Origin of the sequence: Spiroplasma platyhelix PALS-1, from assembly GCF_021496725.1 — a bacterium.
Taxonomy (GTDB): Bacteria; Bacillota_I; Bacilli_A; order Mycoplasmatales; family VBWQ01; genus Spiroplasma_D; species Spiroplasma_D platyhelix.
The window spans coordinates 540890-566224 of record NZ_CP051215.1 but is presented as its reverse complement, the minus strand read 5'-3'; the positions used below and the strand labels follow the sequence as shown (position 1 = coordinate 566224).

Annotated in this window: 18 protein-coding genes; 13 read left to right on the top strand and 5 right to left on the bottom strand. The window is 29.9% G+C overall.

The window, feature by feature from the left end; translation table 4 throughout:
- The first annotated feature begins 104 nt into the window (after positions 1 to 104).
- The 7 genes from secDF to SPLAT_RS02650 all read left to right on the top strand — a co-directional run bounded on the left by secDF (position 105) and on the right by SPLAT_RS02650 (position 11281).
- Positions 105 to 3068, top strand: a complete 2964-nt coding sequence (secDF, locus tag SPLAT_RS02680; protein WP_168104866.1) for a protein translocase subunit SecDF — start codon at positions 105 to 107, stop codon at positions 3066 to 3068.
- 43 nt (positions 3069 to 3111) lie between these two features.
- A complete protein-coding gene (locus tag SPLAT_RS02675) occupies positions 3112 to 3633 on the top strand; it encodes an adenine phosphoribosyltransferase (RefSeq protein WP_220190935.1) in 522 nt (173 codons plus the stop codon).
- A gap of 4 nt (positions 3634 to 3637) precedes the next feature.
- Complete coding sequence (locus SPLAT_RS02670; RefSeq protein ID WP_168104865.1) at positions 3638 to 5866, top strand: RelA/SpoT family protein; 2229 nt, start codon at positions 3638 to 3640, stop codon at positions 5864 to 5866.
- A gap of 63 nt (positions 5867 to 5929) precedes the next feature.
- Complete coding sequence (gene hisS / locus SPLAT_RS02665; protein ID WP_168104864.1) at positions 5930 to 7198, top strand: histidine--tRNA ligase; 1269 nt, start codon at positions 5930 to 5932, stop codon at positions 7196 to 7198.
- Between the two features lie 13 nt (positions 7199 to 7211).
- Positions 7212 to 8969, top strand: a complete 1758-nt coding sequence (aspS, locus tag SPLAT_RS02660; RefSeq protein WP_168104863.1) for an aspartate--tRNA ligase — start codon at positions 7212 to 7214, stop codon at positions 8967 to 8969.
- Positions 8970 to 9026: 57 nt separating this feature from the next.
- The gene (tkt, locus tag SPLAT_RS02655) at positions 9027 to 11048 is read left to right on the top strand and encodes a transketolase (RefSeq protein WP_168104862.1); all 2022 of its coding nucleotides are present in this window, start codon (positions 9027 to 9029) and stop codon (positions 11046 to 11048) included.
- The gene (locus SPLAT_RS02650) at positions 11048 to 11281 is read left to right on the top strand and encodes a YneF family protein (RefSeq protein ID WP_168104861.1); all 234 of its coding nucleotides are present in this window, start codon (positions 11048 to 11050) and stop codon (positions 11279 to 11281) included. Before tkt ends, SPLAT_RS02650 begins: the two co-directional genes overlap by 1 nt.
- Before the next feature lie 16 nt (positions 11282 to 11297).
- Here SPLAT_RS02650 and plsY read toward each other — a convergent pair whose 3' ends face one another.
- Both plsY and SPLAT_RS02640 read right to left on the bottom strand, forming a co-directional pair.
- On the bottom strand, positions 11298 to 11993 hold the full coding sequence (plsY, locus tag SPLAT_RS02645; RefSeq protein ID WP_168104860.1) for a glycerol-3-phosphate 1-O-acyltransferase PlsY: 696 nt from the start codon (positions 11991 to 11993) through the stop codon (positions 11298 to 11300).
- Positions 11980 to 12717 carry a SemiSWEET family sugar transporter gene (locus tag SPLAT_RS02640; protein WP_168104859.1) on the bottom strand — a complete coding sequence of 246 codons (738 nt, stop codon included), beginning with the start codon at positions 12715 to 12717 and terminating at the stop codon, positions 11980 to 11982. Before SPLAT_RS02640 ends, plsY begins: the two co-directional genes overlap by 14 nt.
- Positions 12718 to 13129: 412 nt before the next feature.
- On the opposite strand from SPLAT_RS02640, the gene parE reads away from it, so the two are divergent.
- The 4 genes from parE (at position 13130) to budA (ending at position 19915) form a co-directional block, all read left to right on the top strand.
- Positions 13130 to 15058, top strand: a complete 1929-nt coding sequence (gene parE, locus SPLAT_RS02635; RefSeq protein WP_168104981.1) for a DNA topoisomerase IV subunit B — start codon at positions 13130 to 13132, stop codon at positions 15056 to 15058.
- A 60-nt stretch (positions 15059 to 15118) separates the two neighbouring features.
- Positions 15119 to 17605, top strand: a complete 2487-nt coding sequence (gene parC / locus SPLAT_RS02630; RefSeq protein WP_456242939.1) for a DNA topoisomerase IV subunit A — start codon at positions 15119 to 15121, stop codon at positions 17603 to 17605.
- Between the two features lie 91 nt (positions 17606 to 17696).
- The gene (locus tag SPLAT_RS02625) at positions 17697 to 19163 is read left to right on the top strand and encodes a sulfite exporter TauE/SafE family protein (RefSeq protein WP_168104857.1); all 1467 of its coding nucleotides are present in this window, start codon (positions 17697 to 17699) and stop codon (positions 19161 to 19163) included.
- 17 nt (positions 19164 to 19180) lie between these two features.
- The gene (gene budA, locus SPLAT_RS02620) at positions 19181 to 19915 is read left to right on the top strand and encodes an acetolactate decarboxylase (protein ID WP_168104856.1); all 735 of its coding nucleotides are present in this window, start codon (positions 19181 to 19183) and stop codon (positions 19913 to 19915) included.
- Here the strand turns inward: budA and SPLAT_RS02615 are convergent.
- From SPLAT_RS02615 to SPLAT_RS02605, 3 genes are all read right to left on the bottom strand, one after another.
- Positions 19912 to 20412: a hypothetical protein gene (locus SPLAT_RS02615; RefSeq protein WP_168104855.1), complete on the bottom strand. Its 501-nt coding sequence runs from the start codon at positions 20410 to 20412 to the stop codon at positions 19912 to 19914. The two genes, budA and SPLAT_RS02615, sit on opposite strands and share 4 nt — an antisense overlap.
- The gene (locus SPLAT_RS02610; RefSeq protein WP_168104854.1) at positions 20400 to 20894 is read right to left on the bottom strand and encodes a Panacea domain-containing protein; all 495 of its coding nucleotides are present in this window, start codon (positions 20892 to 20894) and stop codon (positions 20400 to 20402) included. The genes SPLAT_RS02615 and SPLAT_RS02610 overlap by 13 nt, the downstream gene beginning before the upstream one ends.
- 147 nt (positions 20895 to 21041) lie before the next feature.
- Entirely contained in the window at positions 21042 to 22529 is a 1488-nt protein-coding gene (locus SPLAT_RS02605) for a YfcC family protein (RefSeq protein WP_168104853.1), read from the bottom strand.
- A gap of 201 nt (positions 22530 to 22730) precedes the next feature.
- Here SPLAT_RS02605 and SPLAT_RS02600 point away from each other — a divergent pair, with 201 nt between their 5' ends.
- Complete coding sequence (locus SPLAT_RS02600) at positions 22731 to 24494, top strand: APC family permease (protein WP_168104852.1); 1764 nt, start codon at positions 22731 to 22733, stop codon at positions 24492 to 24494.
- Positions 24495 to 24558: 64 nt separating this feature from the next.
- The gene (locus SPLAT_RS02595) at positions 24559 to 25200 is read left to right on the top strand and encodes a nitroreductase family protein (RefSeq protein WP_168104851.1); all 642 of its coding nucleotides are present in this window, start codon (positions 24559 to 24561) and stop codon (positions 25198 to 25200) included.
- The last annotated feature ends 135 nt before the right edge of the window (positions 25201 to 25335 follow it).

Genomic DNA, 25335 nt, shown 5'->3' with positions numbered 1-25335 from the left:
AAAACATAGTAAGCATGTTATTAAAAAAATTAATTGTTTTTTATGCTTTTTATTGATATTCTTATAACAGATATTTTTAAAGTTTTAGGAAGTGATTTTTAATAATGAAAAAATCATCATCAACTATAAAAAACAAGAAAAAAGCAAAAAACTTATCATTTTTTACTAGAGTGACTACCTTATTTATCTTAGCTGCAACGATTATCATTAGTGCAGTTTTTAGTATTAATTATTTAGATAGCAATAGCAATTTAAGTATTGAGTTTGCTGGGGGCTATCAAGCGCAGGTTAAGTATGAAGGTGTTTATGAAGAGAATTCTAAAACTCACAATGTTGTTGATTTATTAGAAAATCGTGTTGATCCTTTAGGAACAAGTAATATCAATATTGAAAAAAGTACTCGAACAGGTAACTATTATAATGTTTCAATTAGTAAGTCTGCTGGTGTGGATTGATCAATTTTTGTTAATAATATTGCTCGTCGTGGCTATGTTTATTTATTAGATGAGCAAGGTCATGATTTGTTAGCAAATAATTTTAGTGATGATAAAAACTGAACAGCTAAAGAAGAAAGACTAACTACAAATGAAGCTTTTAGTAGTATTTATCATTCTACTAATTTTAATTCTGGTCAACCAGAAGTAATTTTTGATACTAGTTCAGAACTAATAACTACTATCCAAAAAATTATGCAAGAAACAAATGAAGCAATTTATTTTTATTCTGATATTGGGGGACTGTTAAATTATATTCGTAATACTTGAACTGGTTTGCAAGAATTAATTGATGTGATAGATAAAGAAACTGATTCAGCAAAGCAACTAGGTTTGAAAGCTTTATTAGCAAATAATACAGCAGGTCTAGATGATGATTCTGGTAAAAAAATGTATGCTGCTGTTAAATCATCAAATCGAGAACTAATTAATCTCTTGAATCAATCAAGAAATGGTGTTTACATGATTAATTGAAAGTACAATGATAATGTAGATAGTATTTTTCCTTTGTCTGTTGATACTAATGATAAGGCAAGTGTTTTTGATCCAGCTAACCCTTTTGATCCAACTAAAGATAAAAGTTCACCAATGAATGCCTGATTACCTCACATCAAAGATTTAATTATTTTGCCTGAAATTTCAAACGTTTTAGAGACATCAATTATCAACTATAAATATGCACCATATTATATCGGAACTGCAGGTATTAGCAGTAATACTCAAATTACTATTAACGATGAAACTTTTAATAAAGAAAAAGTTCAACAAATTGTTAATGTTCTTAATGCTGGATTGCAAAAAAATAATTTTACTGTTGAAGCAATTTTAAATATTGATCCGACTTTAGGAGCACAATCTTTAAAAGTAGCGATGATTGGCTTACTAGTTGCATTGATCTTTTTAGCTATTGCCATGATTTTTAATTATCGTTTACTTGGTCTGAGTGCAGTATTCATCATTATCTTATTTTTAGTTGCAACTTTAGTTGCCTTTAGCTTCTTAAATAATGTTGTGGCTCCAGAGACAGGAATTGCTTTAATTATTGGGTTTGCATTATTGTTAGATACTATTGTTGGATTATTCAATGCAATTCAAAAAGAATATAAAACAGGTAAGACTGTGTTTGATGCATTTAAATCAGCTAATAAAAAATCATTAGTTTCTGCATTTGATTGTAGTGTTATTGTTTTAATTGTTAGTCTAACAATCTTTTGATTTGGTTCACGTTCAATTAGAGGATTTGCCATCATGACTTCAATTTCAACTTTTGGTGTTATGCTTTTAGGAATTTTATTTTTAAGATTAATTATTTACTTAATGTTGAAAAATAATACTTTTGAAAGCAAACCGGAATTATTATCTTTAACTCAAGATAAGACTAGAAGTAGTGTTCAAGTGCAAATGGCAGACCTTGAAGTAATGCCTGAACAAAATCTTGTTGCTCAAAAGAAAACAAGTAAGACTAAGAAGATTAAGGTTAAGTTAGCTGTAATCAAACAAACTTTTGTTCAAAAAATAAAGTTAGACAAAAAACCTAATTTTTGACATATTAGTCAATGAAATTTCTGATACAAAACAACAAAATGAATTATGGCTGGGTTTGGAGTAATTTTACTTTCATCTGGTGTTGTATACTTAGCAACGGGTTCAAATTTTGGAGCTGGATTTGATAGTAGAATTGATTTTACTGGTGAAACAGCAGCAGAAGGTACTCCTAGTGATCCTAACTTTAATTTGTGACAACAAGCTGATAAGAAGAAAAGTGAAGTTGTTCAAGCTTTAGAAGATGCTAATAAATCATATGAAAAAGTTTATGCTTCATTAATTCTTGATTCACTTGGAGCAAGTAAAAATGTGATTAGAATCATTGTTCAAACTAATGTCAAAGATTCTGCAGCACTTGAGTTTCGTGAGTTTTTAGAATTTCAAGTTCCGTCACTATCATGATTTTCTTCAAATATTAATGGACTTTCAGGAAATCAATTATTTAAAGATATGTTGATTGTTATTGCAATTTCTTTAATTACAATTTTCCTTTATGTGATTGTTAGATTCCAAATGACTTTTACAATTCCGTTGATTGCTGCGATTGTGTTTGCTGTTAGTTTAACATTAGCTTTACTTGCTTTATTGCAAATTACAATCTCAACTATGACAATTGGCGTGATTCTGGCCTTAGTGATTTTAGTGCTAATTAATAGTGTTGTTATTTTTGACAACATTAAAGAAATTAAATTAAATAATCATGAAAAGCGAGATAAGTTAGAAAAAGCTGAAATTATTGCGATTAGTAATGATGGAGTTAAAAAATCATTATCAAGAACATTAGCAGTGAATAGTATTATAATTGTAACAGCCTTGGTTGTTTTATGTTTCCTTCCAAGTTTTTGATCAGTTAGTTTAGCGCTGATTCTTGGAACAATTGTAACTTTTCTTGCAACTCATTTTGTTGCTCCTTGATTGTGAACTTTCTTTGAAAAAAGAAGAATTAAACGTTATCAAAAACGTGCCGAAAAAATTAAAAAACATTTTGTTGGTCCAGATGAATATATCATTGAAGGAATTAACGATTAGTTCCTATTAGTGAATTGATTCAAAAAGGAAGGATGAAAAAAGAATGAATTTAGATAGTATCAAAGCAATGATTCGTAATATCCCAGATTTTCCTAAACCAGGAATTCAATTTAAAGATATCACACCAGTTTTAAGTGACCCAGAAGCATTTCATTATCTGATAGAAACTTTTGCCGAGTTTGCTAAGAAGCAGCAAGTTACAGCAATTTTAGCACCTGAATCACGCGGATTTATGTTAGGTTCTGCGTTAGCTTTTCATTTAGATGTTAAGTTCATACCAGCAAGAAAAGCAGGGAAGTTACCTTTTAAAACTTTTCAAGTTGAGTACAAATTAGAATATGGCACAGCAGTACTTGAGATGCATCAAGATGCTCTTGTTCCAACAGATCGAGTTCTTATTATTGATGATTTAATTGCTACAGCAGGTACAATTCATGCTTGCATTGAATTGGTTCAATGTGCTAAAGCACAAGTTGCTGGAATTGCGTCACTAATATCGCTGTCAGAATTTAAAGATCATCAAAACTTTAATGATGTTCCTTATTTAAATTTAATTGAGATTTAAAATTATGATTAAAATTACTTGTAAAGATTTTAATGAAGTACTAGCTGAAGCAAAAACTTACATTGGCAGTGAAATACTTTTAAATAAAATTGAAAAAGCTTATCAATATGCAAAAACTAAACATGAAGGTCAACTTCGTAAGAATGGTGATCCTTATTTGTATCACTTGCTATCAACTGCATACAACTTAACTTTATGACATTTAGATCCTGCAACAATTCAAGCAGGACTTTTGCATGATATCTTAGAAGACACACCAACTACTTATGAAGAACTAACAAAAGAATTTGATGAAGAGATTGCTGGGTTGGTTCTTGCAGTAACAAAAGTTAGTCATTTTGCAAAAGAAAATCGTGAAGAAATTAAATCAGACTACTTAAGAAAATTGTATCTTAGTTTAGCTCATGATATTCGAGTTATTATCATTAAGATGGCTGATCGTTTGCACAACATCAGAACAATTGAATTCTTGCAACCTGAAAAGCAAAGAATTATCGCCAAAGAAACATTAGAAGTTTATGCTTCAATTGCTCATCGTTTGGGGATGCGAGAATTGCAATCAGAGTTAGAAGATCGTTCTTTTTCTGTGCTCTATCCAGTTGAGTATCAAAAAATTAGTATGATTATCAAAAAAGATCAAGACAAAAGAGAAAATTTAGTTAACAACACAATTAAAGAAATCAGTAAAACATTAGTTAAGCATGAAAATTTAAAATTCCGTATTTATGGTCGTAGTAAGAATTTATTTTCGATTTATCGCAAAATGTACTATTTTGGGAAGGATTTAGAAGACATTCATGATATCTTAGCAATTAGAATCATTAGTCAATCAGTTGATGATTGTTACGCTATCTTAGGTTACATTCATCAAAGATTCACTCCACTACCAGGACGATTTAAAGACTATATTGCGACACCAAAAAATAATATGTATCAATCGTTGCATACTTCAATTGTTTTCAAAAATGAAATTTATGAATTGCAAATCCGTACGGAAGAAATGGAAATATATGCTGAAGTTGGAGCTGCTGCACATTGACGCTATAAAGATGGTGAAGAAGTAAGCGCAAAAAAGAAACAAGAAGAGATTGATGAAAAACTAAATATTTTTCAAACAATTTTAGATTTGAATAGCAGCAACAATTTTAATGATGATGAAAAAAATAGTAATTTAGAAGCTGAGATTAAGCAAGATTTATTTAGTGAGTTGATTTATGTTCTTACTCCAAACGGTAAGGTGCTAACACTGCCATTAGGAGCAACAGTGCTAGATTTTGCTTATAAAGTTCACACTGAGATTGGTGAAACAGCAATGGGAGCAAGAATTAACGGAACTTATTCTGCTTTGAATACTGTTTTAAAAACTGGTGATGTCGTTGAAATCAAAACTGCCAAAACTGTCAAACCAAATTATGATTGGTTGACAATTGCTAAGACAAATTTTGCTCGCCACAAAATTAAAAAATATTTAAACAAACAAAATGAAACTCCTGAAACAAAAACAAAAACTTCAGAGAACGAAAAGAAAATTCAAATAACAAAAGAAAAAATTGATAAGTATATTCAAGATAATAAATTACGTTGAAGAATTGCTAGCACTGCTGTCATCTTACAACGCTTGAAGTTCTTAAAATACAGCACATATGATGATTTTTGCTTAGATATTGCAAATGGAACTTATTCAATTGAAGATGCTGTTAGTTCAATTTTATTTAGTGATTCACCAAAATTCAAATCTTTAAAGCCAAATAAAAAACATTCTTTAGCACATGCTCATGTTTCAAATGATGCGATTGCTGAAAATTCACCATCAATTAAAACACAATTAGCACGTTGTTGTTTGCCAATTCCTGATGAACCAATTATTGGTTACATTAGCAAAGGGCAAGGAATTAGAGTTCATCGCATTGATTGTCCTAATGTTGTCAACGAGCAAAGAAAAGAAAGAACTTTAGAAACAGTTTGAAATGTAACAGCAACAGAAAATAAACTTTATAACTCAGCCGTTAAAATTTACTATCTTGATCGTCCAGCATTGCTAGCAGACATCATCAATCTTTTAAATCACTTAAAAACACCAATTCAAAATATTGATGCCAACAATCAATTAATTAATCATCAAGGAACATTAAAACTAATTATTAAAGTTCCAAGCATTGAACGTTTGAATCAAATTATGTCTTCTTTAAAAAAAGTGCCTGATATCATTGAGATAACAAGAATAATCATGTAAGATTTTAAAGTATATCAAAGTATTTTGTTGGAAATATTTGTAAAATATAATTAAGGTGAGAAAATGAAATTTCAGCGACCTAAAGGTACAGAAGATTTATATAATCAGCAAGTAGTACTTTACAGCAATATCATCAATCGTTTAATAGCGGTTGCAAAAAAATTTAACTATCAAGAAATTATTACTCCTGTGATTGAATCAGCAGAGTTATTTTTGCGTAGCATTGGTAGCACAACTAATATTGTTGAAAAAGAAATTTATCAATTTTTAGATAAAGGTAATCGTATGTTAGCTTTAAGACCTGAAGGAACAGCAGGAGTGATTAGAGCAGTTGTTGAGAACAAATTGTATACTAATCAAAAGCAAACGCAAAAGTATTTTTATTATGGAACGATGTATCGTTATGAAAATCCTCAAAAAGGTCGTAATCGTGAATTTCATCAATTTGGAGTTGAAGTTTTAGCAACAAAGAGTCCTTTGTTAGATGTTGAAGTAATTTTATTAGCAAATACAATGCTTGAAGAACTAACAATTAAAGATGCAGATTTACATTTAAATTACTTTGGTTCTGAAGTAACTAAGAAAAAGTTTAATGATGCCCTTTTGACTGTCTTAATGAAAGAGAAAAATAAGTTATGTGCTGATTGTCAGAAAAGAATTGAAAAAAATCCATTAAGAGTACTGGATTGTCAGACTTGTCAAAAATTAGATTTAAACTTACCATTAATTGAACAATTCTATAGCACAGAAGAAAAGCAATATTTTCAAGAGCTTAGCATAGCCTTAACTAAGTTAGAAATTAATTTTAAAGTTGATCCTTATTTAGTTCGTGGTCTAGATTACTACAATGGTGTTATTTTTGAGTTTATGAGTGATAGCTCTGTGTTAGGAAAAAGTCAGAACACTTTAATTGGTGGTGGTAGATACGATAACTTATCACAAGATTTAGGAGTACCTTATCAGTATCCAGCAATTGGGTTTGCTTTTGGGATTGAAAGATTGATGTTACTTTTAGAAAAGCAACCAGAATTTAATTTAATTCAACCATTAGATTTATTTGTTGCTTCTATCTATCAAGCAGGACTAGCAGAGATTTTAGTGTTAGTAAGTAATTTGAGAAAAACAAAATATTTTGTTGATGGAATTTTTGATTTGTTTAACGATAAGCAAAAAAGTAATTTAATTAAAAATCTTAAAAATTGTAACAACCTTTTAATTTTAGAAAAACAAGGACAAGCATCTTTATATCAATTAACTAAAGAGCAAAAGGTTACAGTTAGTTATCAAAGTGAAGCAGAATTGTTACAAAAAGTTGTTAAACTTTTAGGTTAAGAAAGGACTAACAATGTTAAATAAATATCGTAGCCACAATTGTGGCAATTTAAATAAAAAACATTTGAATCAAATTGTCACTTTAAGTGGCTGAGTGCACGACATTAGAATAAAAAAGTTTGCTATATTTCTTGATTTGCGTGATAGTTATGGTCTAACACAAATTATTGTTAAGAAAGAGGATGCAAATTTTGATACTTTAAAAACAATTAAGAATGAATCAGTAATTCAAGTTACTGGTCTTGTTGTTGAAAGAAAGGTTGCTAACTTAAAAATTCAAACAGGAGAAATTGAAGTTGTTGGCCAAGCAGTGAAAGTTTTAAGTGTTGCTAAGGCAATTCCTTTTGTGATCAATGATGAGAACAATTTTACTGCGTTAGAAGATTTACGTTTAAAATATCGCTATTTAGATTTAAGAAGAAAGCAAATGTTTGATCGTATCAAATTCAAACATCAAGTGATCAGTAGTGTTCGCAATTTTTTAAATAGTGAAGAATTTTTAGAAATAGATACACCTGTGCTGACAAAATCAACTCCAGAAGGAGCAAGAGACTTTTTAGTTCCATCAAGAATTAAAAAGAATGCTTTTTATGCTTTACCTCAGTCACCACAACTTTATAAGCAATTACTTATGATTAGTGGAATTGATAAGTACTATCAAATTGCTAAATGTTTTCGTGATGAAGATTTTCGTGCTGATCGCCAACCTGAATTCCAACAATTAGATATGGAAATGGCATTTGTTAGCCAAGATGATGTGATGCAGTTAGTAGAAAAAATGCTAGAACAATTATGAAAAGATTTAAAACTAGAAAAAATTGATTTTCCACTAGCAAGATTAAAGTATCAAGAAGCAATTGCTAAATATGGTAGTGATAAGCCTGATTTGCGTTGTTCATGTAAGATTGATACTTTGTTTAGTGATGAAGATTTAACTTTAAGAGGATTTTGAGTTAGTGATAAATTTAATGATAAGACAAAGAAAGCAGTTTTAAGACTTGTTGAACAGCATCAAGGCAAGAATTTTTTAGTGTATTCAAAAGAAAAAGGCAAAATTATTTTTAGCAGTAATGCTAAGATTACATTTTCTGATTTTCAAATTGCTGCAATTAGCAATTCTGCACCAAAAGAAAAGGATTTATGTTACTTAACTTATGAAGCAAATGATAGTGGAGCAATTGCTTTAGGTGCAATTAGAACTTACTATATTTTAGATTCAGAAAAGCAACAAAACCATCAAGACTTTTTAGTTAACATCAATAAATATAAATTGCTCTGAATTGTTGATTGACCAATGTTTGAATCAGTTGATGGTAAGATTTCTGCTGCCCATCATCCTTTCACAAGTCCAACAAACCCTGAAGAAGTTTTAAAACTTAAAGTTAGCGATACAGAAAAATTACTAGCAGTACAGTCAGCAGCTTATGATTTAGTGATGAATGGCTATGAAGTTGCAGGAGGAAGTGTTCGTATTTTTAATAAAGCGTTGCAAGCAAAAATTTTTCAAATTCTTAAGCTTGATGCAAGTACTGTTGATGCACAATTTGGTTTCTTTTTAGAAGCTTTTGAATATGGAATTCCACCTCATGCAGGAATTGCCTTTGGGTTGGATCGTTTTGTGATGAATTTAACTAATGGTAGTTCAATTAGAGATACAATTGCATTTCCAAAAAATAATAGTGGTGTTGATTTACTAACAAATGCACCAAGTTCAGTTGATCTTAAGCAGTTAGAAGAATTAGGACTAAAAATCTTAAATGATAAAAATTAACTTCATTTAAATTAGAAAAAATATTAAGATATTAAGGGAGATATGTTGGAGGAAGACATGGCAAAAAATATTGATCAATTAACAATTAATTCTATTAGAATGCTCGGGATTCAAGCAGTTAACGCAGCGAATAGTGGTCATCCAGGAATTGTCTTGGGTGCTGCACCAATGGCTTATGCGTTATTTAAAGACCATTTAAAATTTAATCCAAAGAATCCACGTTGATTCAATCGTGATCGCTTTGTCTTGTCAGCAGGACATGGTAGTGCATTGTTGTATTCAATGTTGTATCATGTGGGCTACAATTACAAGATGCAAGACTTAAAAGATTTTCGTCAGTTAGATAGTGTTACACCAGGTCATCCTGAATACGATCTTGATTTAGGGGTTGAGATGGCTACTGGTCCTTTAGGACAAGGTCTAGCAACAGCAGTTGGAATGGCTTTAGCAGAAAGTTTTCTAGCAGCAAAATATAATCAAGAAAATCAAAAAATAATTGATCACTATACTTATGTTTTATGTGGTGATGGTGACTTACAAGAAGGTATCGCACAAGAAGCATTAAGTTTTGCTGGACATTTCAAATTAAATAAATTAATTGTGCTTTATGATTCTAATGATGTGCAATTAGACTCAAAAACTGAATTAGTTTTTTCAGAAAATATTGCTAGTCGATTTAAAGCAGTAGAATGAAATTATTTAAAAGTGAGTGATGGCACAAACTATCAAGCAATTAGTGAAGCAATTGCTAAGGCCAAACAAAGTGACAAGCCAACTTTAATTGAAGTGAAGACAGTAATTGGTTATGGTGCAACAAAGCAAGGAACACCAGCAGTGCATGGTGCACCATTGATGAATGATATTGCAACGGTACAAAAGTTTCTTGAGTGAGAATCTGATGAAGAGTTCTTTGTTCCTGAAGCAGTACTTAATCATATTCAAAAACCAAAAATTGATGAAGGTCAAGAATTAGAAAAAAAATGAAATGTTAGTGTCAAAGAGTATCAATCAAAATATCCAAATTTATATCAAGATATTGCTTCTGCTTTACAAGGAGAAACTTTTGGACATAATTTTCTTTTCAACAAGATTGATTGAACAAGTATCATCAGCAATGAAGCAATGGCAACAAGAGTTGCTTCTGGTAAGGTTTTAAAACTACTATCAAATCAGTATCCTACTTTAATTGGAGGAAGTGCAGATTTAGCAGGTTCAACCAAAGCAATGGTGTTTGATCAAGATTACACAAAAGATAATCCAAGTGGTCGTCATATTCATTTTGGAGTAAGAGAATTTGCTATGGCAGCCATGGTTAATGGTCTTACTTTACATCAAGGAGTGATTGGGTTTGGTTCAACTTTCTTAGTTTTTAGTGACTATCAAAAGCCAGCTTTAAGACTAGCTGCTTTAATGAAAATCCCTTCATTGTTTATTTTCACTCATGATTCAATTGCTGTTGGAGAAGATGGACCAACTCATGAGCCAGTAGAACATTTATTGATGTTGCGAACAATTCTAAACTTTAATTTAATTCGTCCTGCGGATCTAAAAGAAACAATTGGTGCTTATAAAGTTGCACTAACAGCAAAAGACTATCCTAATGCGATTGTTCTGACAAGACAAGATCTGCCACAATTAGCAGCCAGCACAATTGATGCTGTCAGCAAAGGTGCTTATATTATTAGTCAAGAAACAGCAGAATCAAAGTTAGATTTAGTTTTAATTGCAACCGGCAGTGAAGTTCATTTAGCAATTGAAGTGCAAAAAATGTTGCGAAAAGATAAAATTAATGCTAGAGTTGTTTCTATGCCTTCAACTTATCTTTTTGATCAACAAGATGAAAAATATCGTGCAGAAATTCTGCCCAAAGATGTAGTTAGAGTTGCTGTTGAATTAGCTGTTAGCGATTCATGATACAAATATGTTGGTCTTGAAGGATTAATTATTGGTGTCAACAAATATGGAGCTTCAGGAAATTTGCAAGCAATTTTGGATAAGTATGGGTTCACAAGTGAAAAAATTTATCGTAAGGTTCTTGATTACATAAAAAATAATCAAAAAAATAAGGAGGTCAAATAATGGCTTGATGAGGAATTCTTTTAATTGCGATTGCTGGAGCATTAGTTGGTGGAGGAATTGGATTTTTAATCACAAAAAGATTTTTTGAAAAACAATTAGAAAAAAATCCTCCAATTAATGAGAATATGATTCGTGCGATGTACCAACAAATGGGTCGTAAGCCTAGTGAGGCACAAATTAAGTCAGTAATCCAAGCAATGAAACGCCAACAACGAATGACAAAGAAAAAATAGCTTCTTTTAAAAGAAGCTATTTTTTCTTTTTGCGATCAAAGATTGTTACTTTTCTTTCAGTACCTCGAGCAATACGAATTAGATTGCTACTGTGACGAAGAACAACAATTAATCAAGTTAGGAAAATGATGATGTTGATGATGCAGTATTGATCATCATGAGGTCAGACATATGCATTTAGTGGCATATTAGGAATTCATGAGATGACAAAGGCAAACCCAACCATCAGAACAGATGATAGTGAAGCCATTCTTCAAAGATAAAGTAGTATTCATCAACTAGCCAAGGCAACTGCAAAGTAGATTGGATTGATGATTAGTAGCAAGCCTAATGAAGATGCTGCACCTTTACCGCCACGAAAGCCAAAGTATATTGGTCAACAATGACCAATAACAGCAGCTAAACCACTAAAGTAAATGTATGACTCAGAAAATAAATTATGATAGTCAGGGTTAGCAATAGTGATAAAAGTAAAGCCTCAAGCAATCAAGACAGTAATTATTGGTTTAAAACCATCAATCACAACAACAACGGCACCTCATTTTTTACCCATAACTCTAGTTGAATTAGTAGCACCAGCATTTTTAGAGTAGTGCTGTCGAACATCAGTTTTGAATCTTTTGCGACTGATTATAATTGCGGGTGAAATTGATCCAATTAAGTAACCAATAACGATAAGAATAAAAGTTCCTAAAATATTAATGTGCGGCATTTCCTGCTCCATTTTTAACTTTTTGTTTGTTTTTGTTTCCCTTGTGATTGTCATCACGATTTTGATACAAATTATAACAAATTAAAAATAGTAAACAGAAATTAACAACCCAACCAAAAATATTTCCTAATAATAATGGATAATTAATTGGATTACTTAAACTAGCATAAATAATAAATAATGTTAGACCAAGATGATAAACCAATGTAGTGATTAAAGATAATCCCTTAGTATTTTTTGTTTTGAATAGTTTATATGTTTGTGGTAGAAAAGCTACTGAAATTAAGATTGCTCCACTATAACCCATAACATCATTATAAGTTTTTAATGTGCCATTTTTTAGTGCAAAACCAATCCCAATTAAAAGCCCACAACATATTAGCAAAGCAATAGGTAAGATAAATGTCTTACTTAATGTTTCAATTTTTGAAACACTAGATTTATTTTTTTTCATTATAACAACATTGTAGATTGTTAAACTTAGAATTGTTATAGCAAATAAACCGTTGATTGTTTGACAAATAATCATTGGGATATCCATTTTTGGTGTTTTAAAGACTGCAAAAGTTAAGAAAGTAATGATTCCAATAAAATAAATCGTATAGGCTGGAATTGATATCCCTTTAGTTTCACGAGTTTTAATAATTTTAATAGTTTGTGGTAGAAAAGCTAGTGGAATAAAGATGCTGGCTAGATAACCAACAACTAGAACAGGTGTTGACAAGATTGAATCCTCCTTATTTGTTTCTTAATTTGAATTATAATTTATTAGCATTAATTTAGCAAATTACAAGATTTAAAAAACTCATGTTTAATTAAACATGAGCTTAAAATGTTACTTTTTAGGTTTTGGGTCAGATTCTTTTGTAATTGTTTCTTTAGTAACTTTTTCTTTTTTATCTTCTTTTTTACTTCAAAATTTTCAATTCATATTTTTTCCCTTTCTGTCTTTAAAAAATTAATTTCATATATTATTATAGCAAAAGTTTTAGCAAGTGATTTAATTAATTGAAATTTTTGCTTTGAATGAATCTTGATCGATGCTAATTATTCTTTAAAACAGTACTTAATAATACTTTGTGATAAAATGATTAAGACGGAAAAAAGAAATCATTTTGGCATTATGAAAGGGTACTATGGCGCAACAAAATACTAATATTTATAATGAAGCATCAATTCAAATTTTAGAAGGTTTAGAAGCTGTTAGAAAACGTCCTGCGATGTATATTGGTTCAACTGATAATCATGGAATGCATCATTTAGCTTGAGAAATTGTTGATAATGCAATTGATGAAGCACTTGCAGGATTTTGTTCTCAAATCACTGTGACAATTAATAAAGATCGTTCTGTAACAATTGAAGATAACGGTCGAGGAGTACCAATTGGAAAACATAAATCAGGAAAATCAACTCCTGAGGTTATTTATACTGTTTTGCATGCTGGTGGAAAATTTGATGGTAATAGTTACAAAACTTCTGGAGGCCTTCATGGTGTTGGAGCTTCAGTTGTGAATGCTTTAAGTAAGCATTTGGATGTGACAATTTATCGTGATAAGAAAATTAGTGAAATTAAATTTATTAATGGTGGGAAAGTAAGTAAACCATTAAAAGCAAAAGGAACAACAAAAAAAACTGGAACAGTTGTGACTTTTTTACCTGACTTTGAAAAAATCTTTTATGGATGTGATTGAAACTATCATTCATTTGAACAACATTTAAGAGAAAGTGCCTTTTTGATTAACAATTTAGTTATCAAATTAATTGATAAGCGAACTAATAAAGAAGCAGAATTTCATTATGATAATGGACTGACTGCTTTTATTGAATACTTAAATGAAAAAAAGACTAAGATTTCGCCAATTGTTAGTTTAAAAGGCAAACAAAATCAAATTGATGTTGATATTGTGATGCAATATTGTGAAGACTATAATGATACAATTCTTGGCTTTGCTAATAATGTCAAGACAAGTGATGGTGGAAGTCATTTAGTTGGATTTAAAAGTGGGCTAACAAAAGCAATTAATGAATATGCTAGAAAGCAAGAATTATTGAAACCAAAAGATAAGAATCTTGAAGGAAATGATTTAAGAGAAGGTTTAGTAGCAATTGTTTCTTTAAGAGTTCCTGAAAATTTAATTCAATATGAAGGTCAAACTAAATCAAAATTAGGAACACCAGAAGCAAGAGTAGCAGTAGAAACTATTGTTAGTGAACGCTTATCTTTTTGATTGCATGAGCAAGCAGAAGTTGCTGAAAAGATTATTGCTAAGGCAATCAAAGCACGAGATATTAGAGCTGCGTTGAGAAAGACAAAAGAAAACTTACGTAATAAAACAAAAGAAGCGCAAAGATTTTTAATTACTAAACTAACACCACCACAAAAACATAATCCCCAAAGAAATGAATTATTTTTAGTTGAAGGAGATTCAGCTGGAGGTAGTGCCAAGACAGCTAGAAATCGTCAGTTTCAAGCAATTCTTTCTTTAAAAGGAAAAGTTATTAATGCTTTAAAAAGTAACACTGAGTCTTTATTTAACAATGATGAAATTAATATGATTATCGCAGCAGTTGGTGCAGGAGTAGGAAATGAATTTAATTTAGAAGACATCAATTATCATAAAGTGATTATTATGACCGATGCTGATAGCGATGGAGCACATATTCAATTGTTGCTGCTAACTTTCTTTTATCGTTTTATGCGTGATTTGATTACTTCAGGAAATTTATATCTAGCGCTACCACCTTTATTTAAAATTACTTATGAAAATACTAAAGGTGAACATGAATACTTCTGAACAGAGAATGATTTAAAGATTCGTTTAGAAAGTAGTAACTTAAAAAAAGTTAGATACAATATTCAACGTTATAAAGGATTGGGAGAAATGAATTCTGATCAATTATGAGAAACAACAATGAACCCTGAAACAAGAAAATTAATTAAAGTTCAAATTGAAGATGCAGTAGCTGCAGAAGAAGAATTTAAAATTTTAATGGGTGACAATGTAGAATTAAGAAAAGCTTGAATTGAAAAGAATATTTCTTTTGAAGCAGAAGATCTTAACTAAAGGAGGAGAAATAAAATGAGTCATGTTACAAAAGATTTAACTAATCATGATGATGAACAATTATTAGTTTATTCAATTTCTTATTTACTAGGAAATCTTTTTAGTCGTTATTCAAAATATATCATTTTAGATCGTGCCTTACCTGATGTTCGAGATGGGTTGAAGCCAGTTCAAAGACGAGTATTGTATGCAATGCATGATTTAGATTTGACTTTTGATAAGCCGTATAAGAAGTCTGCTCGTGTTGTTGGAGAGGTAATTGGGAAGTATCATCCTCATGGTGATGCCCCAGTTTATGGAGCTGTTGTCAGAATGGCACAACCATGAAAGTCTTATCTACCTTTAGTAGACATGCAAGGAAATAAAGGTTCAATTGATGGAGATAGTCCAGCAGCGATGCGTTACACTGAGTTGCGATTAAGTGCAACAGCACATCTTTTGTTACAAGATTTAAAAAAAGATGTGGTTGATTTTATTCCAAACTTTGATTCATCTGAAAAAGAACCAGTTGTTCTGCCTTCATACTTTCCTAATTTATTAGTTAACGGAGCAACAGGAATTGCTGTTGGTATGGCAACTAATATGCCACCGCATAACTTACATGAAGTGTTAGATGCAATTATTTTTCGTATCAACAATCCTGAGTCAACACTATCTGAAATTATGAAAAATGGGTTTAAAGGACCAGATTTTCCAACTGGAGGAATCATTCAAGGAATTTCAGGCATTAAATCAGCTTATCGTACTGGTAAGGGAAGAATTGCAATTCGTTCTAAAACAACAGTTGAAATCAAAGAAAAAGCTAAAAAAGAACAAAGAATTATTATTGATGAGATTCCATTTGAAGTTTTAAAGCATGATTTAGTTAAGAAAATTGATGATGTTCGTGTTTTAAATAAAATTCATGGGATTAAAGAAGTAAGAGATGAAACTGATCGTGAAGGTTTAAGAATTGTCATTGATTTAACTAGTGATGGCAATGCTGATGAGATTTTAAATTACTTATTTAAAAATACTAACTTACAAGTATATTACAATTTAAACTTAGTTGCGATTGCTAACCATAAGCCACAAGTGTTGTCACTAGTAAAGTTGTTAGATTTTTATATTGGTCATCAAGTTGAAGTTATCACAAGAAAAAGTAAATATGAATTAAAGCAACTAACGCAAAGATTAGAAATTATTGAAGGGTTAGTTATTGCTTTAAAAGATATTGATCAAGTCGTGAAATTAATTCGTCATTCAAAAAATAAAAGTGAAGCGCAAGCTAATTTAGTTGCAAAATTTGATTTAACAAATCGTCAGTCGGAAGCAATTGTTAGTTTACGTTTGTATCGTTTGAGTGCTGCTGATGTGGATGCTTTAGTTAGTGAAAAAGAAGCAATTAAAAAAGAAATTATTAAATTGAAAAAAATTCTACATGATAGAAAAACTTTAAATCAAAATCTAATTGAACATTTTACAAAATTAAAAGCAATTTACCCTGCGAAGCGAAAATCAGTTATTAGCGGTGAGATTGCAGAAATTGTGATTGATGAAAAAGCTACTTTAAAGCATTCAGAATTATTTGTCACAGTTAGCTATGATGGTTGAATTAAAACAATTAATCGTAAGATATTAGCTCAAGGGACAGAAGATTATAAAGAATTTGGTAGAAAGCCAACAGATATTATTGTTAGTCAAGGTATGATCAACAATTTAGATAATTTATTATTGCTAACTAGCAAAGGAAATTACATTATTATTCCTGGTCACAAGTTAGAAGAAAATAAATGAAAAGATGTTGGCACACATATCAATACAATAGTTAAGTTAGAGTCTTCAGAAAAAGTTATTGCTAGTGCAGTAGTGAATAATTTTGAGCATGATGATATTTATGTAGTTTTAGTTACGCAATTAGGATTAATTAAAAGAGTTAGTTTAAAAGAGTTAGCAACAACTCGTTTTAATCGGACAATTAGATGTATGTCTTTAGCTCTTGGTGATAAATTAGTTAGTGCTAGTTTTACTAATGGTAAGGAATGAATTGTTTTGAGTACTAAAGATGGCTTTACTTTAAAATATTTAGAAAGTAATGTTAATATTTTAGGGCTTGGTGCAAAAGGAATTAAATCTTCAAAATTAGGATTTGAAGATAAAGTAGTTGGTGCAGCAACAGGAAATAGCAGTGACATTTATGCTGTTGTCACATCAGCAGGACATGTTAAACGAATTAACTTTAGTAGTTTAGAACAAACTGTTAGAACAACTAAGGGACAAAGACTTTTAAAACAACCAAAGAAAAAAGGTGTGACTTTAGTTGCTAGTTTTAAAGCAAATGATAATGATAGAGTTAACTTGCTAACTGGTAAAGAGAAGTGACACCTACTAGAAGCTACTAAAATTCCAGTTTCACGAACAAGTGAAGGAGCAGGTAAGGCAGTAGCAGAAAGTATCATTAGTGCTGATAAGATTTGTTTATGAGATTTAAGAAATAAAAATCAAGCTGATTCAGCAACCTTAAGTTTAGATCAAACTCAAGAGTATCAAAATGATGAGCAGAAGTAAGCTATAATAGTAAATAATTTGTCATATATTTTTTTCTTTTTTTAAAGTATACTTATAACGAATAAATATCCTAGTTAGGAGAGTGATGAGTATGAAAGATAACTTTCAAAAAATTGATGGTGAATTAGAAACTATTGAGATGCAAGTTAAAAATGATTTTTCAATAATTGAGAAATTTAACAAAGAAAAAAGTCATTTTATGAAAAAGTTGCATGAAGATAAAAAAGATCAAAAAATTACTAAAGAACAGTATCTTGAATATAGCAAAGAAGCAAAAAAGATATTTAAGCAAGATTTAAATAATTTAAATAATGATTTAAATACTGACTTAGCAAAATTTAAAGTTAAGTATGATCAAAGTTTGGAATTAAACAACAAAGCAGTAAAAGAAGGAAAAAAGAAGTTTTATCAAATCACTCCTAAAGCTTTTACTATTATTGCTTTGCTCTTAATTCCAACTTTTATGATAATTGGACTACTATTAAATTATTTATTAGTTGCTCCAGTTAATTTTTCAGATAGAAATTCAGTGATTGGATTTTCAATATCAATGTTTATTATTGTTGTTGATTTAATTTTCTTATTTTTTATTTGTAAGAATTCAACTAAAAAAATGATGTTAGATCGCTATAATAATGCTGCAAAGATTTTTCCAATTGGTTTTATTGCAAATTTTTGTGATGTTTTAGGAATTGGTTCTTTTGCAACAAATACAAATTTATTAAAAGTAACTAAATCTATTAAAGATGATAAAAATTTGCCAGGAACTTTAAATACTGGAATGGCAATTAGTAATTTATTTACTGGTTGTTTGTTTATTGGTGCTGTTCAAGTAGAAATGACAACATTAATTCCTTTTGTTGTTGCAGCTGTTATTGGATCATTTATTGGTTCAATGATTGTAAACAAAGTAAACACTAGAGTAGTACAACTTATTATGGGTATTGTTTTAGCATGCACAGCAGTTATTATGTTAATGACAGTTAAAGGGATAGCAGTTTTACCTTCGGGAACATTAAAAGGTGTTTTTCATATTTGATGAAAGTTTATTATTGGTTGTTTAGCTTTTGTTGTTTTAGGAATTTTTATGAGTTTTGGTGTCGGATTATATGCGCCAGCGATGGCAATTATTTCTTTATTAGGAATTGACTTTTTAGTAGTTTTTCCAATTATGACTGTTAGTGCGGGTCTTACAATGCATGTTAATGGTTATCGTTATTCTCGTGACAATAATTATTTACCAAAAACAAGTTTCTGTATGACTTTAGGGGGAATAGTTGGAGTTATTGCTTCATTTAGCTTAATTTTTGTTGGTTTAGGCAAAGGATTAGGAGTGAGCACAAATGATATTAAAGCAATATTTCAATGAATTAGTGTTCCTGTTATTGCTTATGCATCATTCCTATTATTATGAAGTTACTATAAAGCAACAAAAAAACTTAAAAAGGAACCACAAAAGAAAGTTGGTTCTCAAACAATAGCAACAATTGACTATAATAATTTTAATGTTTTTGTAAACAATTGATCTGCTAATTTAACAAAACAAATGACAAAATAAAATATTAGAGGTGCGTAATGAAAATTAATGGTCATAGTTTCTATCAACATTCATTATTTTCTGCTTTAATGGCAGCTGATTTTTATGGTTCAATTACTTTTGCAGAACTATTGCAACATGGTAATTTTGGTTTAGGAACTTTTCATGCTGCTGATGGCGAATTAATTGTTCTTGATGGTCAAGCTTATCAAATGTTAGCAACTGGAGAAGTTAAGCTTGTGACTAAAGAAATGACTACACCATTTGCTAGTTTAACTAATTTTGTTAGCGATTTGAAATTAGAATTTAATGATATTTCTTTTCAAGAATTAGAAAAAGAATTAGTAGCAAAGTTTCCTTCGCTAAATATTTTTTATGCCATTAAAATAAGTGGTGATTTTAAAGAAATTAGTACTAGAACGCTAACTAAACAAACAGAACCATTTGTTGTATTAAAAGAAGCAGCTAAAGAGCAGAAAGAATTAACTTTAGCAAATATCTCTGGAGATATAGTTGTTTTTTGAACACCAAAGTTTGCGAACAATATCATAGTTGATGGGTTTCATGCGCATTTTATTAGTAGTGATCGTAAAGTTGGAGGTCATGTGTTTAATTTTCAAGCTAAGCATCTGAATGTTGAGATTTCTTATTTAACTAATATGGATTTACATCTACCGCAAACAGAAAGTTATTTAAGTCATCGAATAGACAGTAGTAGTTTGCTAGCAGATATCAAACAAGTTGAATCGCAAAGAAAAAAAGTAGCAGATTAGTCTGCTACTTTTTCATTAGTACATTTAGTTTTTCAACAAATTAAACAAGTATTAAAAATTTTTTGAAAACGAGGATTATTATAAATTACATGATTTATATCTAAAAATAATGGTTTTATAATTATTATTTTTTCTTTCTTGGTTATTTCTTTATTTTCAAGAATAAAAAATAATCTTCTTTCGCTTTTAGTTTTTGTTTGATAGATAGAAGCATTACCAATTTTTTGATCAATAAATTCGTCTTTATAACCAAAATCTTTAAATATGTCGATGATAAGATTTCTTTTTTCTAATGACTTAACTTCATGGTCATTTTTTTTATTAAATAAAGTTTTCAAGATAGTATTAGTTTCACTAATTTGTTTTAAGAAATCAAAAAGTTCTTGATTAATTTTTTTAACTGAATTTTCATCAGTTTTATAAGTAAAAATTTCACTGCCTTTGTTAGATTTTATACATTTATATTGAAATAAACTAAAATCAATTAAGGCTTTCATGTCTTAACAAAAATTTCTATATCTTTAAATTTTATTATTTCAGTTGATATTTGACTATTTGCTAAGCCCTTTCTAGCCTTAATTCAAGGTTGAGTTTTGTGGGCTTCATCAACTAAATCAAAAGTATTTTTATTTTTGTATTTTTTAATTTTTTTGTCGATAAAATCAGAGATTTTTTTATCTTTTAAAGGAGTGTTTTTAGTTAAAGTATATTTGTCTTTTGCAGAATCAAAACTTTCGTATTCATTAAAATTTAATCCTACATATTTTAAATGATTATACACACTTCTTAATACAGGACCATAAACTCAAGCTTCAAATTCATCATCAAAAAGTTTTTCATTAGTTTCTTTTAAATATTCTAAATATAGAAAATATAGTATTTTTTGAAGTTTAACTGGCTCAGTGATTTTATGTTCTTGAATTAGATAACTTGTTATAGAAAACAATTTGTTTTGTGTTTCTATTTTTTCTTTTTTCATGATGCTCGGTTCCCTTCTATATAAATAATTATATCTTACCCAAAATTATAATGATATCTAATGAGAAGATTTTTTTGTTAGTTTTTTATTACATATAGAGTAATTATAATTATTTACTTATTTTAACTCAGATATTTAGTAAGTAATTTAAAAAATACTTCCAGGTAGTAGTGAACCAACAACTAACATTGTTACGCAGAAGACTGCACTAGCAATGGCATAAGGCCATATTGCTTTATAGAAACTTGTTAGTGGGACTTTAGCAATTGCTAAGCCTGCCATCATAATTCCGGCACTTGGAGCAAAGAGATTAATTCAGCCACTTGCCATCGCAAATGCTGTGATCATTCCTGTTTGTAGACCAACTTCGGCAACTAAACTAGAAATAATTGGAAAAGCTGCTGCTGCTAGACCTGATGTTGAGGGGATAAAGAATGCTAAGATTAAGAACATAAAGAAGCCAATAACAATTAAAGCTGTTTTTGGAGTTCCTTCAATTGCACCTTTTAAGCCATTCAGAACAACATTTTGCATATGAGATTCTTTTAAAGTTCAACCAATCCCAGATGCAACTGCGATTACAACTGCAACCCCAAGTAGTTCTGATGAACCGCTAACAAAATCTTTGATGTAGTTTGCTTCACCTTTTCAATCAATTAAGGCTGTGATGAAAGAAACAAAGAAGAAAAAGAATGCTAGTGTAATGATTGATCAATTCCCAAAGGCAGGGATTCGACCAGTGATGTAAGGGAAGTGAACTCTTAGTCATTGATTGAATTGTTCAAAGATTCCACCTTCATCACCATAAATTAATTTATCTCATGGGATGATACATAGAATCATGACTAAGAATGTTGTACCAAATAAAGCTAGGATAATTTTTCTTTTTTTAGTGAACTCTGGTAGTTCTTCAGTATTTAAGAATTCATCGTGATGTTCACCTTGTAAGTGGTAGACAACTGATTTTTCTGGATTACGCTTTACTTTTAAAGCATATCATGTCACAAAGCCAATTGTTCCTGCTGTTCCAAGGAATCAGCAAACTAATCTTCAAATGATGCCATCGCCAGCGTTGACACCACTAATAGCACTTGCTGTACCAATGGCAAAAGGATTTAGAGTAGAGAACATAACTCCAACTCCTGCTCCTAATAGGATTACTAAAACACCAGTAACAACATCGAATCCTGCTGCTAAAAGTGCTGGAATGATAACTAAATAATAAGGAATTGTTTCTTCACACATTCCTTCAACTGTTCCTCCAATTGAAAGAATGATCATAATGCTAGGAATAATTCAAATTTCTTTTCCATTTAATCGTTTGACTAAACGACCGATTCCTGCATCTAAAGCTTTTGATTTCATAACAATCCCAAGATAGCCACCAATTACTAGAACAAAGATGATTACTTCAGCATTAGCAGCAAAGCCTTGAATAGGAGCATTAAATAAATCTAATAAACCTAAAGGCCCACCTTCAATACTTCCATCAGGGTTAGTGATTTTTTCAGTTGTGCCAGGAATTCAAGAAACTAAAATAATTAATAAAATAATTGAGAATAGAATCGTGATTGCAGTTGGCATCTTAAATGGAAATAATTTAAATTTTTTTCCTTTTTTAGAATGAAAACCCATTATTTTTTCCCTTTCTCTATTGTATTTTCTCTGTATCAATTCAGATTTATAAGTAATTATGATACACTATGTTTTTAAGTAATAAAAGTTGTATTAAAGAAAAAACCAAATAATTATATATTTTTTATTAAAATTAGATATATAATTTCTTTTCTTTAATGTAGAATTATGAGTAATTAAAATTATGAAAGGAGAAATTTTGTGTTTAAAAAAATTAATTGGAATTTTTTTAAAAAAACAGGTACTAAATCTTCTGAGAAGTTGTCCTTACCAGAATTAGTATGGTTTGGTTTTAACTATACAGTTGGTGTTAGTTTTACTGCTGTTTTTGCAACCTTACTATATAGTGAAGTTGGTGCTAATTTAGGAACACATATGATTTGAATCTTTTTAATTGAAGGTTTAATTGCTGGTACTTGTGCCTGAGCTTTTGCTAAACTCTCACGAGTTCATCCAGGAAGTAATGGGGCTGCTTACATTTATACTAGAAGTACTTATGGACGATTCTGAGGATGAATGATTGCTTTTATTCAATATTCAACATTACCAGTAATCATCACAGCACAAATTGTGTCAATGATTAGAATTAATTTTACCAATGGTGATTTCTTACAAGCTCATTGAGGAGTCTGAACTAATTTTGGGTTGGATTTAATTGGAATTGTAGCTTATGTTTTGATTTCAGGAATTTTATTTTTAGGAATGAAAGCATTTAAAAGATTTGTCAATATTTCAGGTTACATTAAATGAGTTACAACATTTTTATTAATTATTGCTGTAATTGCTTTATTTATTATGTCAGGGACAAGTAATTATGAAAAAATTATTGATAGTCAAACTTTGACTGCTAGTTCTTTTTCAAAAGCGTTTACTTCTTGCTTTTTCTTTTTCTTAGGGTTTGAAACTTATTCAACGATTGGTAAGAATGTCAAGAATCCGCAAAAAAATATTAGTCGATCAATTGTGATTGTGATGAGTTTAGCAACTTTATTTTATGTATTAGTTACTGTTTTTATGATTGGAGCAATGTCAACTTACTTTAGTGACAATCCTAATTTACAAATCTTTACACTTTTAGGTCTGAAGTTGAATGCTGAATGATTAGGAATTATTGGTGCTTTAATTATGCTAATTTGTACTATCTCATTGAAAGCAAACTCACAAATTCAAAATGCTTTATATGGTGGCGCAATTTTAGAACCTTTAGCAATTGAAGGTTATATTTCTCCAAAATTTACGCAATTAAATAAAGATAAGATGCCTTATCGTGCAGCAAAATTAAATCTTGTTATCTCATTAGTTTTTAGTTTTATCTGATTGATTATTCCAGATTTGGTGCAAGCTATTACTGATGGTGCTAAGGGTCTTTCTACACCAAGCACAGTAATTGATTTTAGTACGATGACTGGTGAAGTGTCACTAATTATGATTGTGATTTATATTTGTGTCATGACAGTTGCTTTAAAACTTTCATGAGAAAAGAAATTACGTCATAATAAATTTGAATTTTTAATTTGAATGGTTGCTTTGGTGTTTCTAGTTTGACAATTAATTATGTGATTTGTGAACTTAGTAAACGGTTTCATAACAGCAGTTGACAATATCAATTCAAGTGATGTTGCAACGAATTCAGCGGGAGTTACTGCTCTTGTTTCAAATGTTATACAAATTTTATATCTTGTTGGAATTCTTATCTTTGCTATTGTTTGATATCGTGTCTACTATCAACCAAAATTAAGAGTGCGTTTAGTTAACAAGACACAAGCAAAATATGATCAAGAATTTTTCTTACAAGATGACTGACCATTTGTTGCTAAGAATCTTCAAAGTGAGATTGAAAACTATTTAGAACGTAATGTTCTGATTAATGGTGACAAGAATAATAAAAATTATGACTTTGCTAGGCAAGTAAGGAAAGAACTTCTTGCTTCTGAAGGTGAATGAAAAGAAAAAGAAGACAAGTAGACATTTATTTGCAAAAGATTTACAATTAGTATCTATTGATAAATAGATACTAAAGGAGATAAATATGAAAACAGTAGAAAATGCGATTAAGTTTCGCCGTTCAATGCAAGAATTTGATACAAATAAAAAAATAGACACTAAAGATTTAACAACAATTTTAAATGCTGGTAGATTGGCACCAAGTGGACTTGGATCTGAACCAACAAGAGTTTTAGTTATTAGAGATAATGAAATTAAAAAAGAAATTACTGAAGATGCTTTTAATCAATTAAATTGAAATAAAATCAAAACAGCAGATACTTTAATACTTTTTGTTTCTCTAAAAGAAGATACTTTTAAAAGTAGAGAATTTGTTAGCACTAGACTACAAAGATGAGGGCTAAACGAAGCAGATTTAGCAGATAGAACTGATGCTTATGTTGATTATTTAAGTACGATTGATGCTGCTACTTATTCTAGTAATCAAGCATATATTGCTATGTCTTATATGAGTTTACAAGCAGCTTCATTAGACATTGAATCTGTGATTATGCAAGGTTTTGCATTTGATAAATTAAATGATTTATTAGATAAAAAAGGTTACATCAATAAAGAAAAAGAAGCAGTTCATATTTCAATGGCTGTTGGTTACAGCAATGAACAAATAAGAGCTAAACTTTATCCTCAAATTCGTATATCATTAGATGAATTTTGTGATTATATTTAGATTGATTAAAATCTATCAATAATAGTTGTACAAACGTTCCTAAATTTAGGAACGTTTTTTATTTTTTTAAATTTAAGCAAGTTATTAGAAAAACTAACTTTAAATTTTTTAATAATTCTATATAATAAATTAATG